At 58.3% G+C, this 14336-nt stretch carries 17 protein-coding genes; 14 read left to right on the top strand and 3 right to left on the bottom strand.

What is annotated here, in order from left to right; genetic code table 11:
• The first annotated feature begins 72 nt into the window (after positions 1-72).
• Positions 73-657, top strand: a complete 585-nt coding sequence (locus V2S86_RS19970; protein ID WP_330763832.1) for a nucleotidyltransferase family protein — start codon at positions 73-75, stop codon at positions 655-657.
• An 8-nt stretch (positions 658-665) separates the two neighbouring features.
• A complete protein-coding gene (locus V2S86_RS19965; protein ID WP_330763831.1) occupies positions 666-1700 on the top strand; it encodes an XdhC family protein in 1035 nt (344 codons plus the stop codon).
• On the opposite strand, the gene V2S86_RS19960 is transcribed toward V2S86_RS19965, so the two are convergent.
• Together V2S86_RS19960 and fumA are read right to left on the bottom strand one after the other, a co-directional pair.
• A complete protein-coding gene (locus tag V2S86_RS19960; protein WP_330763830.1) occupies positions 1636-2502 on the bottom strand; it encodes a helix-turn-helix domain-containing protein in 867 nt (288 codons plus the stop codon). The genes V2S86_RS19965 and V2S86_RS19960 overlap by 65 nt on opposite strands.
• 166 nt (positions 2503-2668) lie before the next feature.
• Positions 2669-4315: a class I fumarate hydratase FumA gene (gene fumA, locus V2S86_RS19955; RefSeq protein WP_126485170.1), complete on the bottom strand. Its 1647-nt coding sequence runs from the start codon at positions 4313-4315 to the stop codon at positions 2669-2671.
• Positions 4316-4678: 363 nt separating this feature from the next.
• Here fumA and V2S86_RS19950 point away from each other — a divergent pair, with 363 nt between their 5' ends.
• From V2S86_RS19950 to ruvX, 6 genes are all read left to right on the top strand, one after another.
• Positions 4679-5191, top strand: coding sequence for a SprT family zinc-dependent metalloprotease (locus V2S86_RS19950; protein WP_330763829.1), 513 nt, complete (start codon positions 4679-4681; stop codon positions 5189-5191).
• Positions 5192-5292: 101 nt separating this feature from the next.
• Positions 5293-5988 (top strand): deoxyribonuclease I, encoded by a 696-nt coding sequence (endA, locus tag V2S86_RS19945; RefSeq protein WP_330763828.1) that lies wholly within the window; start codon positions 5293-5295, stop codon positions 5986-5988.
• Between the two features lie 264 nt (positions 5989-6252).
• Complete coding sequence (gene rsmE / locus V2S86_RS19940; protein WP_330763827.1) at positions 6253-6984, top strand: 16S rRNA (uracil(1498)-N(3))-methyltransferase; 732 nt, start codon at positions 6253-6255, stop codon at positions 6982-6984.
• A gap of 10 nt (positions 6985-6994) precedes the next feature.
• Positions 6995-7945, top strand: a complete 951-nt coding sequence (gshB, locus tag V2S86_RS19935; protein WP_004947997.1) for a glutathione synthase — start codon at positions 6995-6997, stop codon at positions 7943-7945.
• A 194-nt stretch (positions 7946-8139) separates the two neighbouring features.
• Positions 8140-8703: a YqgE/AlgH family protein gene (locus V2S86_RS19930; protein ID WP_330763826.1), complete on the top strand. Its 564-nt coding sequence runs from the start codon at positions 8140-8142 to the stop codon at positions 8701-8703.
• Positions 8703-9125, top strand: a complete 423-nt coding sequence (gene ruvX, locus V2S86_RS19925; protein ID WP_065506518.1) for a Holliday junction resolvase RuvX — start codon at positions 8703-8705, stop codon at positions 9123-9125. Before V2S86_RS19930 ends, ruvX begins: the two co-directional genes overlap by 1 nt.
• 8 nt (positions 9126-9133) lie before the next feature.
• On the opposite strand, the gene V2S86_RS19920 is transcribed toward ruvX, so the two are convergent.
• Entirely contained in the window at positions 9134-10144 is a 1011-nt protein-coding gene (locus V2S86_RS19920; RefSeq protein ID WP_330763825.1) for a type IV pilus twitching motility protein PilT, read from the bottom strand.
• 20 nt (positions 10145-10164) lie between these two features.
• Between V2S86_RS19920 and V2S86_RS19915 the strand changes: the two genes are divergently transcribed.
• From V2S86_RS19915 to hemW, 6 genes are read left to right on the top strand one after another with little or no spacing between them, the layout of a single operon-like run.
• On the top strand, positions 10165-10872 hold the full coding sequence (locus tag V2S86_RS19915; protein WP_330763824.1) for a YggS family pyridoxal phosphate-dependent enzyme: 708 nt from the start codon (positions 10165-10167) through the stop codon (positions 10870-10872).
• 19 nt (positions 10873-10891) lie between these two features.
• Positions 10892-11710 (top strand): pyrroline-5-carboxylate reductase, encoded by an 819-nt coding sequence (proC, locus tag V2S86_RS19910; RefSeq protein WP_330763823.1) that lies wholly within the window; start codon positions 10892-10894, stop codon positions 11708-11710.
• A gap of 31 nt (positions 11711-11741) precedes the next feature.
• Complete coding sequence (locus V2S86_RS19905) at positions 11742-12296, top strand: YggT family protein (protein ID WP_004948012.1); 555 nt, start codon at positions 11742-11744, stop codon at positions 12294-12296.
• Positions 12293-12583: a DUF167 family protein YggU gene (yggU, locus tag V2S86_RS19900; RefSeq protein WP_004948014.1), complete on the top strand. Its 291-nt coding sequence runs from the start codon at positions 12293-12295 to the stop codon at positions 12581-12583. Before V2S86_RS19905 ends, yggU begins: the two co-directional genes overlap by 4 nt.
• Before the next feature lie 17 nt (positions 12584-12600).
• The gene (locus tag V2S86_RS19895; protein ID WP_065506522.1) at positions 12601-13194 is read left to right on the top strand and encodes an XTP/dITP diphosphatase; all 594 of its coding nucleotides are present in this window, start codon (positions 12601-12603) and stop codon (positions 13192-13194) included.
• A complete protein-coding gene (hemW, locus tag V2S86_RS19890) occupies positions 13187-14326 on the top strand; it encodes a radical SAM family heme chaperone HemW (protein ID WP_330763822.1) in 1140 nt (379 codons plus the stop codon). The genes V2S86_RS19895 and hemW overlap by 8 nt, the downstream gene beginning before the upstream one ends.
• The last annotated feature ends 10 nt before the right edge of the window (positions 14327-14336 follow it).

Raw genomic sequence — 14336 nt, 5'->3', positions numbered from 1 at the left:
AACAAAAACACATATCAAAAACACGCATTGGCGGTAAGGTAATCAATAGTTGCGCAAATTCGGGCTGAGCAGATGACGACAGGCATAGTGATCGCCGCCGCCGGGCATGGAGAACGTTTCTCGCGGGCCGGTGGCGAAGGCAACAAATTAAACGCTGAGTTTGCGGATGAGACGGGCTGCCGGCGCCCGTTGTTTGAACATACCTTGCGTCAGGCGCTGGCCTCCGGTTTGCCGGTGTGGGTCGTCACCCGGCCGGATAACCGGTGGGTACAGCAGGTTTGCGCCGCGTATCGGGTGCCGGTCACGCTGCTCGCCAGCGCAGGTCTCGGGGATTCCATTGCCGCCGGCGTTGGCGCTACGCCGCACTGGCAGGGCTGGTTGATCCATCTGGCGGATATGCCGTTCGTCACACCCGACATCTTCCGTCTGGTCGCCGATGCGCTGCAGCAGCATGCGATAGCTCGCCCCTGCTTCGGCCAACGGCCGGGCCACCCGGTCGGCTTTTCCGCTCCATTGCGCAAGAGGCTTTGCCTGTTGCGCGGGGATAATGGCGCGCGCGAGCTGCTGCAAGGGGAAGCGGTTTATCTGCTGCCTCTTGATCGGGCAAGCGTCGTGCAGGATATTGATCTTCCGTCACAGCTACCGGCCAGCGAGTAAACTCATCTATGCAGCATCTTGATATCACCGTGATCAGCCAGGCGATAAGCTGGCTGAAACAGCAGCCGGTGTGGCTGTGTACCGTACTGAATACTTACGGCTCCTCGCCGCGATCGCCCGGGGCGCTGTTGGCGGCGACCCAGAGCGGGGATTACTGCGGTTCGCTGTCCGGCGGCTGCGTGGAAGAGGATTTTCTGCGGCGCGTGGCGGCCGGGGAATATCAGGCGGCCAGCCAGGTGATCCGTTACGGTGAAGGCGGCCTGGAACCGAACGTGGCCTTGCCCTGCGGCGGCGTGCTGGACGTGCTGATTGAATGCCTGCCCGCGGGTGAGGGCAGCATAGGCTATCTGACAAAAATCGCCGGCGCGCTGGACGGACACCACGCGTTGGTCAAACGTCTGGTCTTACCCGATGCCTGCCACAGCCTGGAACTGTCCGACTTCGCCAGCGCTACCCAGGTGGAGCGCAATGGGCAACACATCACGTTGAATATCGCCGCTGCACCGCGCTTGCTGATTGCCGGGTTGTCGAGCGTGGCGTTGTATTGCGCCGATTTCGCCAGTTCGTTGGGGTTCGACGTGCTGGTGTGTGAAAACCGCCCGGAGGCGCTGGATAATTTCGCGTCCCAGCTCAGGCCCGGCGTGACGCTGCTGCGCCAGTTCCCGGCCAAGTTTATTGAGGACGGCGGATGCCACGCCAATACCGCCATTGTGGCGCTGACTCACGACCCGCGAATGGACGATCTGACGCTGATGGAGGCCATACACACGCCGGCATTTTACATCGGCGCCATGGGCTCGCTGCGCAACAGCGCACGCCGCCGCCAGCGCCTGCAGCAGATTGCCGAATTCAGCCCACAAGAGCTGGAACGCATTCATGCGCCAATCGGGCTACCGCTCGGCAGTAAAACGCCGGCGGAAATCGCCCTGGCGGTAATGGCCGATATCGTGCAACAGAAAAATCGCACGGCGGGGCCTATCAGCCCAGAGGGATTACGGGTACCAGGTGCTGAAGCTCCAGATGCAGCTCCTCCCGCTCATTGAGCGAATAGCTGAACATCGTCAGGTCAGGCCCTTCCTGGCGGGCCAGGCCGAGCTCCGGCAATATCTGAGTGTATATCTGTACCACGTGGTCGTTCAGTGCCACCGGCTTGCCGGAATAACAAAAGCGGCAAAAATCGCCGTGGATGTCCGGCAGCGGCTCCAGTTCGGGATCGGCATTGACAGAACTGCCCGCCTCTACGCCGAGCGAATAGTCCACCCTGACCCGTTCCCCATCCGGCCTGAAATGGGTTAGCGCATAGATCAACGAAGGGCGGCCACCAAGCAGCTTATAGAAATTCTCTTTGATTCCGCTGCGCAGATGCAGATGCGACTTATCCAGATGCTCAATGTCCAGGTGATAGGCGTAACTTTTCCCTCTGAGGAGATACTGACCTTTATAGACGGTGACGCGATCGACCTTAATATCGCCAGGCTGACCGGCGGACAGCGAACGCACCAGGTGGCTGAAGTCCTGCTTACGGGCATGGCGGTAGACGCTGGGGGATTCGGCGAAGTGTTTTTTGAAACAGCGGGAAAAGGTTTGTTGGTTATCAAATTGATATTCTACGGAAATATCAAGAATGCTCTTTCGCGTGAAACGCAAAGCGAAAGCGGCCAGATACAAACGTCGTGCGCGAATATACGACGCCAGCGACAGGCCGGTCTGCTTCTTGAAAAGCCGCTGCAGATACCATTTCGAGTAGCCTGATTTGGCGGACACGATATCCAATGACAGCGGATTAGTCAGATTGTCTTCAATCCAGACCAGCAGATCCCTGATGTGATTTTCCTGCGTTCTCATTTTTACCGAACCTTCTGTTACAAATATGCCTTTGTGCACGTTTTACTGCTTTGCGCGTAGGGTATACAGGTTAAAACAAGGCGTCCAGCGGGCTACAGGACTTTACACAGGGTGGGATTCAGTCTGAAAGTTGCCGCCTCTATCAGGCGGCAACCGTTTTGAAGGGTTATTTCACGCAGCGCGAACACTGGCCGGCCTGGATCTTCTGGAAGAAGTCATTGCCTTTGTCATCCACCAAAATAAACGCCGGGAAATCTTCTACTTCGATTTTCCAGATCGCTTCCATCCCCAGTTCCGGGTATTCCACGCAGGTCAGGCTCTTGATGCTTTGCTGCGCCAGTACCGCTGCCGGGCCGCCGATGCTGCCAAGATAGAAACCGCCGTGTTTGTTACAGGCATCCGTCACCTGCTGGCTACGGTTACCCTTCGCCAGCATGATCATGCTGCCGCCGTGGGATTGCAGCAAATCAACGTAAGAATCCATGCGCCCGGCGGTGGTCGGCCCCAACGAACCCGAGGCGTAACCGTCCGGCGTTTTGGCCGGACCGGCGTAGTAAATCGGGTGATCCTTAACGTATTGCGGCAAACCTTCGCCGCGATCCAACCGCTCTTTCAGCTTGGCGTGCGCGATGTCGCGACCAACGATGATAGTGCCGCTCAGCGACAGGCGGGTCGATACCGGGTACTGCGACAGCTGTTTGAGGATATCGGCCATAGGGCGGTTGAGGTCGACCTTGATCGCCTCGCCCTCTCCGGCCTGGCGCAGCTCCTGCGGGATAAATTTGCCCGGATTGTGCTCCAGCTTCTCGAGCCAGATGCCGTCGCGGTTGATTTTGCCCTTGATGTTGCGGTCAGCGGAACAGGAAACGCCCATACCAACCGGGCAGGATGCGCCATGGCGCGGCAAACGCACCACGCGGATATCGTGCGCAAAGTATTTACCGCCAAATTGCGCGCCCAGCCCCAGATTTTGCGCTTCTTTCAGCAGCTCTTCTTCCAGCGCCACATCACGGAACGCCTGGCCGTGTTCGTTGCCTTCGGTCGGCAGACCGTCGTAGTACTTGGTCGATGCCAGCTTGACGGTTTTCAACGTGGCTTCAGCCGAGGTGCCGCCAATGACAAATGCCACGTGGTAAGGCGGGCAGGCCGCGGTGCCCAGCGTGCGCATTTTATCGACCAGGTAATCTTTCAGCTTGCCCGGCGACAGCAGCGCCTTGGTTTCTTGATACAGATAGGTTTTGTTGGCCGAACCGCCGCCTTTGGCGACGCACAGGAACTTGTATTCTTCACCGTCCACGCTGTAGAGATCGATCTGCGCCGGCAGGTTGCTGCCGGTGTTGACCTCTTTGTACATGTCCAGCGCGGCGTTTTGCGAATAGCGCAGGTTGTCTTCGATAAAGGTGTTGTACACCCCGCGCGACAGCGCTTCTTCATCGCCACCGCCGGTCCAGACGCGCTGGCCCTTTTTCCCCATGATGATCGCGGTGCCGGTATCCTGGCAGGTTGGCAAAATACCCTTGGCGGCGATTTCTGAGTTACGCAGAAATTGCAGCGCAACGTACTTATCGTTTTCACTGGCGTCCGGATCGTCAAGGATATCGGCAACCTGCTGTTGGTGCGCCGGGCGCAGCATGAACGAAGCGTCATGGAAGGCATGCTGTGCGAGCAGGGTTAACGCTTCAGGGGCAACTTTCAGGATTTCCTGGCCTTCAAACTCACTCACAGAAACGTGATCGCGGCTCAGCAGATAGTATTCGGTATCGTCTTTCTTCAGCGGGAACGGATCTTGATAATGGAACGGTTTATTCGACATTGATCTCTCACTTGCAACATCAGCTGCGTTAAATTCACACTTACTCAGCATGCCCGGGGCAGGCTGCGGCAAAAAACCTCCCACACCTTACGTATTTTTAATCAGTCGGTTATTGCGCTGAATCGCATAATAACCTCTATATCAGCAAGGTATTACTTCAGGGGGTTTTTTCCAACCTCATACGGTGAGCGCTGCGGGTACAGACTCAGCATGCACGCTTTATTATCCCGCAGTTAACACATTGATTACAATCCATCGGAGACGATCGGGTTATCAATGCGGTGAAAAACCTGCCGGGAGTGAACGAAGAATTAGTTTTCCGCCTTGTTGCCAGCCGGTGCGCCTTTGCTTAAGCTAGCGGCAATGAACAAAGTAAGAATCCCCATTGCGCTGCAACAGGCGGTAATGCGCTGTCTGCGGGAAAAGCTTCAGCTGGCCCGCCAGCATTTTTCCGTCGATTTTCCTGAACCCAAAGTCGTTTACCAGCAGCGCGGTACCACTGCGGGCACTGCCTGGCTGCAAGCCTGGGAAATCAGGCTGAATCCAGTGCTGTTAATGGAAAATCAGCAGCCGTTTATCGATGAAGTGGTGCCGCATGAGCTGGCGCACCTGCTGGTGTTCCGCCAGTTTGGCCGCGTACCGCCGCATGGCCGCGAATGGCGCCACATGATGGAAAACGTCTTGCGGGTGCCCGCCAGCCGTACCCACCAGTTTGAAATCGCCTCGGTGCAAAGCAAAACCTTCCCCTACCTGTGCGGTTGTCAGCAGCACCAGCTCACCGTGCGCCGTCATAATCGGGTGCTGCGCGGTGAAAGCGAATACCGCTGCCGCCAGTGCGGCGAAAGACTGAGATTTATCGCTAACGAAACCTCTTAACTAAACGATTTATACGTTAAAACAAGTAAATATCGCCATTTGCCACTACCCTAAACTTCCGTTACCCTGCCTGCTTTTCCAATTTCGAGCTGTTTTGGAATATGCTTCGCAAAATTCTGTTTATGGTGGTTTTCATTGCAGGTGCCGCGCACGCCCACGGCATCAATAATTTTTCTCAGGCCAAGACAGCGGCGGCCAAAATCAATCGGGATGCGCCCGGCTCTTTTTATTGCGGATGCCGGATCGACTGGCAGGGTAAAAAAGGTATTCCCGATCTCAACAGCTGCGGCTATCAGGCGCGTAAAAACGCCCAGCGCGCGCAGCGCATTGAATGGGAACACGTGGTGCCGGCCTGGCAGTTCGGCCACCAATTGCAATGCTGGCAGCAGGGCGGCCGCAAAAACTGCAATAAAGACGCGACCTACCGCCAAATCGAAACCGATCTGCACAACCTGCAACCGGCTATCGGGGAAGTGAACGGCGATCGCAATAACTTTATGTACAGCCAGTGGAAAGGCGGCGAAGGCCAGTACGGCCAATGCCCGATGAAAGTGGATTTCAAAAATAAGCAGGCTGAGCCGCCGGCCCGCGCCCGTGGCGCTATCGCACGCACCTATTTCTATATGCGCGACCGTTACCAACTGCGGCTTTCACGCCAGCAAACCCAGTTGTTCGAGGTGTGGAACCGCCAATATCCGGTCAACCAATGGGAATGCCTGCGCGAAGCACGCATCGCCAAGGTTCAGGGCAACCATAACGCCTATATTCAACAGGCTTGCCAGCAACGAAAAGGCTAAATCCCCTTCGTACTTAAAACTGCAGCGGTGTTGGCTGCTTACGGTTACGTGGCCCATCCGTGGGCCACGCCCCTTAAGGGGCCGCTGCAAGCAGCGTTCAAATCTGCTCCCGGCAGATTTGTCTCCCGAATCACTTACTTAAGTAAGCTCATCGGGATGCACTCACTTGCCGCCTTGCTGCAGCTTCAATTACTTTGGGTATATACTCTTTTTTTTAAAGCTGCAGCACTGATGACTGCACATTAGTCAGGATCGAATATTCACATGCGTATACCCCGCATTTATCACCCGCAGCCCTTGATCGACAATGCGGAAATCGCGTTGAGCGAAGACGCCGCCAACCACGTCGGGCGCGTGCTGCGCATGAGCGCCGGCCAAGCGTTGCAACTGTTCGACGGCAGCAACCGGGTGTTTAACGCCGAGATCGTTCGGGTTGATAAGAAAAGCGTGCAGGTGCAACTCAGCGCCGGCCAGTTGGAAGACCGCGAGTCGCCGCTCAATCTGCACCTGGGCCAGGTGATTTCCCGCGGGGAGAAGATGGAGTTCACCATTCAGAAATCCATCGAACTGGGCGTTAACGTCATCACCCCGCTATTTTCCGAACGCTGCGGCGTCAAGCTGGATGGCGAGCGTTTGGCGAAAAAAATTCAGCAATGGCAAAAAATCGCCGTCGCCGCCTGCGAACAATGCGGCCGCAACCGCATCCCGGAAATTCGCGAGGCCATGCAGCTGGAAGCCTGGTGCGCCGAGCAGGACGGCAGTCTGAAGCTTAACCTGCACCCGCGCGCCAACCACAGCATCAATACCCTGCCGCTGCCGGTGGACCATGTCCGCTTGCTGATTGGGCCGGAAGGCGGGTTATCCGCCGACGAAATTGCGATGACCACAGGCTACGGATTTACTGATATCCTGCTGGGGCCACGCGTTCTGCGTACAGAAACTACAGCGCTCACCGCAATTACCGCTTTGCAGGTACGTTTCGGCGATCTGGGTTAAAGGAGAGAAAATGATTAAGCTCGGCATCGTGATGGACCCTATCGCCTCCATCAATATCAAGAAAGACACCAGCTTCGCCATGCTGCTCGAAGCGCAGCGCCGTGGCTGGGAACTGCACTACATGGAGATGAACGATCTCTATCTGCACGCCGGTGATGGACGCGCCCGCACCCGTTTGCTGAGCGTGAAAGAAGATAAAGAGAGCTGGTTCAGCTTCGGAGCCGAACAAGATCTGGCGCTGCAGGATCTGGACGTGATTCTGATGCGCAAGGATCCGCCATTCGATACCGAATACATCTACGCGACCTACATTCTGGAGCGCGCAGAGGTGAAAGGCACGCTGGTGGTCAACAAGCCTCAGAGCCTGCGTGACTGCAACGAGAAGCTGTTCACCGCCTGGTTCCCGGAGCTGACGCCGGACACTCTGGTCAGCCGTAGCGCAGCCCACATCCGCAAATTCCACCAGCAGCACGGCGACATTATCCTCAAACCGCTGGACGGCATGGGCGGCGCGTCCATCTTCCGCGTGAAGCAGGACGATCCTAACCTGTCGGTGATTATCGAAACCCTGACCGAACATGGTAGCCGTTTCTGCATGGCGCAGAACTTCCTGCCGGCGATCAAGGAAGGCGATAAGCGCATTCTGGTGGTTGACGGAGAACCGGTGCCGTACTGCCTGGCGCGTATCCCGGCGCAGGGTGAAACCCGTGGTAATCTGGCGGCCGGTGGCCGTGGTGAACCGCGCCCTCTGAGCGAAAGCGACTGGAAAATTGCCCGCGCAGTGGCCCCGACGCTGAAAGAGAAAGGCCTGATCTTCGTTGGCCTGGACGTAATTGGCGATCGTCTGACCGAGATCAACGTCACCAGCCCAACCTGTGCACGCGAAATCGAAGCGGCTTTCCCGGTTTCCATCACCGGCATGCTGATGGACGCGATCGAAAAGCGTCTGGCAGCTAAGTAACCCGCCATGCGGGCGGCGCTGTCGCCCGCAGTCCTGACCTTTCAGACCGGCACGGGCTTACCCTGGCGCTTACTTAAGTAAGTAACTGGGATGAGCGCATGCAGCCAACAACGCTGCGGCTTGAAAGCCGACGGGTATAGCCGCATACTGGCGGCTGTTTAACTTCTCACCACTCAATTACCTTAAATAACGCCATGAATTTACAGCACCATTTTCTTATCGCCATGCCATCTCTTCAGGATCCTCGCTTCAAACGCTCGGTGATTTACGTCTGTGAGCACAATGAAGACGGCGCCATGGGCCTGGTGATCAACAAACCGGTGGAACAGTTCACGGTGGAAACGGTGTTGAGCAAGCTGAAGATCATGCCGCCCGCTCGCAATCCGGCCATCAGCCTGGATAAACCGGTATTCGCCGGCGGCCCATTGGCGGACGATCGCGGGTTTATCCTGCACACGCCACGCAGTGGCTTCGGCTCCAGCATCCAGATTTCACCGGATACCATGATCACCACCTCGAAAGACGTGCTGGAAACGCTCGGCACCCCGGAGCAGCCGGATGACGTACTGGTTGCGCTCGGCTATGCCGGCTGGGAAAAAGGCCAACTGGAACAGGAAGTGTTGGAAAACGCCTGGCTGACCATCGAAGCCGACACCGACATTCTGTTCCATACGCCGATCGCCAGCCGCTGGCGCGAAGCCGCCAACCGTCTTGGCATCGATATCCGCAGCATTGCCAACCAAGCAGGACACGCCTGATGACCAACCGCACCATTATCGCCTTCGACTTCGGCACCAAAAGCATCGGCGCGGCCATAGGTCAGGAACTCACCGGCAGCGCCCGCGCGTTGGCGGCATTCAAGGCGCAGGACGGCTCTCCGGACTGGCAAAAGATCGAAAAACTGCTGAAAGAGTGGCAGCCGGATCTGGTGGTGGTCGGCCTGCCGTTGAATATGGATGGCACCGAGCAGTTGGTGACCGAGCAGGCACGCAAGTTCGCCAACCGCCTGCATGGCCGCTTCGGCGTGCAGGTCGCGCTGCATGACGAACGCCTCAGCACCGTCGAAGCCCGCGCCAATTTGTTCGATCGCGGCGGTTTCCGCGCGCTGGACAAAGGCAGCGTGGACTCCGCCTCCGCGGTGGTCATCCTGGAAAGCTGGTTCGAACGGCACTTGGGCTGACCGGCCCGTCACGCCCCTTCTTCTCCCCCAAGCAACCCGGCTTTGATTCGCTGCTGCAATCCCTGCTCAAAGGTCTGCATGCCGGACTGTGCGCCGGTTTGCAGCACGCTGGCGAGCTGATGGGTTTTGCCTTCGCGGATCATGCTGCTGACCGCCGCAGTCGCCGTCAGTACCTCGAAGATCGCCACCCGCCCGCCGCCGGGCCTGCTCAGCAACTTTTGCGCAATCACCGCCTGCAGGCTGGCGGCCAGCTGTGAGCGCACATAAGGCTTTTCTTCCGCCGGGAAAACATCGACCAAACGATCCACCGCCTGCGGCGCGCTGCGGGTATGCAGCGTCGCCAGCACCAGGTGGCCGGTTTCCGCCGCAGTGAGCGCCAAACGAATGGTGGTGGTATCGCGCAATTCCCCCAACAGAATCACATCCGGATCTTCACGCAGCGCGGCGCGTAGCGCTTCATCAAAGCTGTGGCTGTCGCGGCCCAGCTCACGCTGTTGGATCAGCGACTTCCGGCTGCGGTGCATAAACTCGATCGGGTCTTCCAGCGTGATGATATGCCGCCGTTGATGCTGATTGATGTCGTCAATCATCGCCGCCAACGTGGTGGATTTACCGCTGCCGGTCGCGCCGGTGACCAGTATCAGGCCGTCCTCACGCTGCAGCAGCGCGGGGACAATGCCCGGTGCCGCTAACGCCGCCAGCGTCGGGCAGCGGCCGGCAATCAACCGCAACGCAATGGATACCCCCAGATTCTGCAAAAAGAAATTGGCGCGCAGCCGAATATCACCCTCCAGCGTCAACGCCAGATCGAGCTGGCCCTGTTGCTGCAAATGCTGCCGCTGCGGCGGTTGCAGCAGCGTGCCGCACAGCTGGTGCATTCGCTCCTGGGTCAGTATTTCTGCCCCTTCCAGCGGTTGCAGTTCACCATCAATGCGCAACATGGGTTGGTGACCCGCACAAAGGTGCAGATCGGAAGCATTATGCTTTACACTAAGGGCCACGAATTCATCGATATCCATATCAATCTCCTGGGTCAATAATGAGCACTATCCAACAGAATCTGCAGGATGTCAGAAGCCGCATCGCGGCAGCCGCTCAAGGTTGCGCACGCGCTCCAGAAGAAATCACTCTGCTTGCAGTCAGCAAAACCAAACCTGTGGCGGCGATCGCAGAAGCCATCGCCGCCGGCCAGCGTGCTTTTGGCGAGAATTACGTACAGGAAGGCGTGGATAAAGTTCAGCATTTCGCCACGCTGCCGGAAGGCGCAACGCTGGATTGGCACTTTATCGGCCCGCTGCAATCCAATAAAAGCCGGCTGGTGGCGGAGCACTTCGCCTGGTGCCACACGGTGGATCGGCTGCGTATCGCCCAACGGCTCAGCGATCAACGCCCGGCGGGCATGCCGCCGCTTAACGTTCTGATCCAAATTAATATCAGCGATGAACAGAGTAAATCTGGCATTGTACTGGCTGAATTACCGGCGCTGGCAGAGGCGGTAGCCGCGTTGCCGAACCTTAGGCTGCGTGGGCTGATGGCGATTCCGGCTCCGGAAGAAAACTACCAGCGCCAGTTGGCGGTCTTCGGCCAGATGAGCGACGCCTTCCTGGCCCTGCAACAGCATTATCCGCAGGTGGATACCCTGTCGATGGGCATGACGGATGATATGGCGGCGGCGATTGCCGCAGGCAGCACCCTGGTGCGTATCGGCACCGCAATTTTTGGCGCTCGTGATTATTCACCGGCCTGACATATAACGAGGAATTTTGATGCAACACCGTAAGATTACCTTTATTGGCGCCGGCAACATGGCGCGCGCGATTATCGCCGGCCTGGTGGCGGGCGGATACCCGGCTAAACTCATCAGCGTCTGTGCGCCTTCGGCTAAAAACCGCGATGCGCTGGCGGCGGACTACGGCATCATCAGCAGCAGCGACAACCTGGCCTGCGCGCGCGAGGCCGAGGTCGTGGTGCTGGCGGTAAAGCCGCAGATGATGGCCGACGTCTGCCAGCCGCTGCAGCAGATCGACTTCTCCGGCAAGCTGGTGCTGTCGATCGCCGCCGGCATTCAGGTCAGCCGTTTTTACCAACTGTTGAGCGACAAGCTGAGCATCGTGCGCATTATGCCCAATACCCCGTCTCTGGTTGGCAAAGGCATGAGCGGCCTGTACGCGCCGCCGCAGGTCAGCCAGCAGGATCGCGACTACACCGGCGATTTGATGGCCTCCGTCGGCAAGGTTTGCTGGGTGGATGACGAAAACGGCATCAACGGCGTCATCGCCGCCGCAGGCAGCGCACCGGCCTACTTCTTCCTGTTTATGGAAGCCATGCAGCAAGAAGCCGAGCGCATGGGCTTCGACAGCCAAACCGCGCGCGAGCTGGTACAACAAGCCGCTTCCGGCGCCGCCGCGCTGGTGGAAGCCAACCCGGAGACGCCATTATCGACCCTGCGCGAGCAGGTCACCTCCAAAGGCGGCACCACCGCCGAAGCGCTGCGGGTCTTCAACGAGCAACAACTGCCGGAGACCGTGGCCAAAGCCATGCGCGCGGCGGTTTCCCGTGCGCAGGAAATGGAAAAATCATTTTAAATAACCGAGAGTTAAGGAGAAGGACCCTTTCATGCTAACGCTGACTTTTTTGGTCAAAACCGTTATTGATCTTTACGTCATGGTACTGCTGCTGCGCATTTGGATGCAGTGGACGCGTACCGATTTTTATAACCCGTTCGCCCAGTTCGTGGTGAAGATCACCCAGCCGGTGGTCGGCCCGCTGCGTCGCATCATCCCGTCGCTGGGGCCTGTCGACAGCGCTTCGCTGTTGCTGGCGTTCCTGCTGATGACCATCAAGTATCCGCTGCTGCTGCTGATCCAGGGCGGCGCGATGTCACTCAGCCCGTATAACCTGCTGTTTGGCCTGATTTCGCTGGTCAAGTCGGCCGGTTATCTGATCTTCTGGGTGATGATTATCCGCGCCCTGATGAGCTGGATCAGCCAGGGCCGCAGCCCGATTGACTATGTGATGTATCAGTTGACGGAACCCCTGATGGCCCCGATCCGCCGCATTCTTCCGGCCATGGGCGGTATCGATTTTTCAGCGATGGTGGTGATCCTGATCCTGTATCTGATCAACTACCTGGGTATGGATCTGTTCGGTGAGATCTGGTTCCTGCTGTGAGTGCAGTCACCCCCGTGCTGGACGGGCTGGCAATCAGGCTATATATTCAGCCGAAAGCCAGCCGCGACCAGATTATCGGTTTGCATGGCGACGAACTGAAAGTCGCCATTACCGCTCCGCCGGTTGACGGCCAGGCCAACGCCCATCTGATCAAGTTTATCGCCAAGCAGTTTAAAGTGGCGAAAAGCAACGTCACCATCGAGAAAGGCGAACTGGGGCGGCACAAACAGTTACGCATCGTTAATCCGCAACAGATCCCCGCCGTGGTCGCGGCGCTTATCGAATAATTTTCAAGGTAGTCATCATGCAAAAAGTCGTTCTTGCCACCGGTAACCCGGGAAAAGTGCGTGAACTCGCCGACCTGCTGGCCGATTTCGGTCTGAACGTGGTCGCACAAACCGAGCTGGGCGTGGATTCCGCCGAGGAAACCGGCCTGACGTTTATCGAAAACGCCATCCTGAAAGCCCGTCACGCGGCGCAAATCACCGGCCTGCCGGCGATCGCCGATGACTCCGGCCTGGCGGTGGACGCCCTGGGCGGCGCTCCTGGCATCTACTCTGCGCGCTACGCCGGCGTAGACGCTTCTGACCAACAAAATCTCGACAAGCTGCTGGTGGCGCTGAAAGACGTGCCGCAAGGCAGCCGCGGCGCGCAGTTCCACTGCGTGTTGGTGTACATGCGCCATGCAGAAGACCCTACGCCGCTGGTGTTCCACGGTAGCTGGGCGGGTGAAATCGCTTTTGAATCCGCCGGTGCCGGTGGTTTCGGTTACGATCCCGTCTTCTACGTCCCGGAGTTGGGCCGCACCGCCGCCGAACTGAGCCGCGACGAGAAGAGCGCGGTGTCACACCGCGGCAAGGCGCTGAAGCTGATGCTGGAAGCCATGCGCAATGCTTAAGCTGCCCCCGCTGAGTTTGTACATTCACATCCCGTGGTGCGTGCAGAAATGCCCGTACTGCGACTTCAACTCGCACGCGTTGAAGGGTGAAGTGCCGCATCAGGAATACGTCGATCACCTGCTGGCCGATCTGGATGCCGATCTGCCGCTGGCCGGCGGCCGGGAAATCAGCACCATTTTTATCGGTGGCGGTACCCCCAGCCTGCTGAGCGCCGAGGCGATGCAATCGCTGCTCGACGGCGTGCGGGCGCGTATTCGCGTCGCCGATGACGCGGAGATCACCATGGAGGCCAACCCCGGCACCGTGGAAGCCGATCGCTTCAGCGGCTACCAGCGCGCCGGTGTGAACCGCATCTCGATCGGCGTGCAGAGCTTCAGCGCGGAGAAGTTAACCCGTCTGGGGCGCATTCACGGCCCGGAAGAGGCCAAGCGCGCGGCACACCTGGCCACCGGTCTCGGCTTACGCAGTTTTAACCTCGATCTGATGCACGGTTTACCGGACCAGTCGCTGGAAGAGGCGCTGGACGATCTGCGCCAGGCGATCGCTCTGAATCCGCCGCACCTGTCGTGGTATCAGCTGACCATCGAGCCGAACACCCTGTTCAGCTCGCGGCCACCTGTGCTGCCGGACGACGATGCGCTGTGGGACATCTTCGAACGCGGCCACCAACTGCTGAGCGCCGCCGGCTACCGGCAGTATGAAACCTCGGCCTACGCCAAGCCGGGCTACCAGTGCCGGCACAACCTCAACTACTGGCGCTTCGGCGACTATCTTGGGATTGGCTGCGGCGCGCACGGCAAGCTGACCTTCAGCGACGGCCGCATTCTGCGCACCGCGAAAACCAAGCATCCGCGCGGTTTTATGCAGGGCAAGTACATGGACAAGCAGCATGAGGTGACGACGGCAGATCGGCCGTTCGAGTTCTTTATGAACCGCTTCCGCCTGCTGGAGGCCGCGCCGCGCGCCGATTTCGCTCACTACACCGGGCTGGACGAAAGCGTTATTCGCCCACAGCTGGATGAAGCGCTGGCAAAAGGCTATCTGGAGGAAACGGCGGAATACTGGCAGATCACTGAAAAAGGCAAGCTGTTCCTTAACTCGCTGCTGGAGCTGTTCCTGGCGGATGAATAAAAAAAAGCGC

Source organism: Serratia sp. C2(1) (genome assembly GCF_036352655.1).
Lineage (GTDB): Bacteria > Pseudomonadota > Gammaproteobacteria > Enterobacterales > Enterobacteriaceae > Serratia > Serratia inhibens.
The sequence above is the reverse complement of the archived record's forward strand: the minus strand, read 5'-3'. Positions and strand labels throughout refer to the sequence as shown.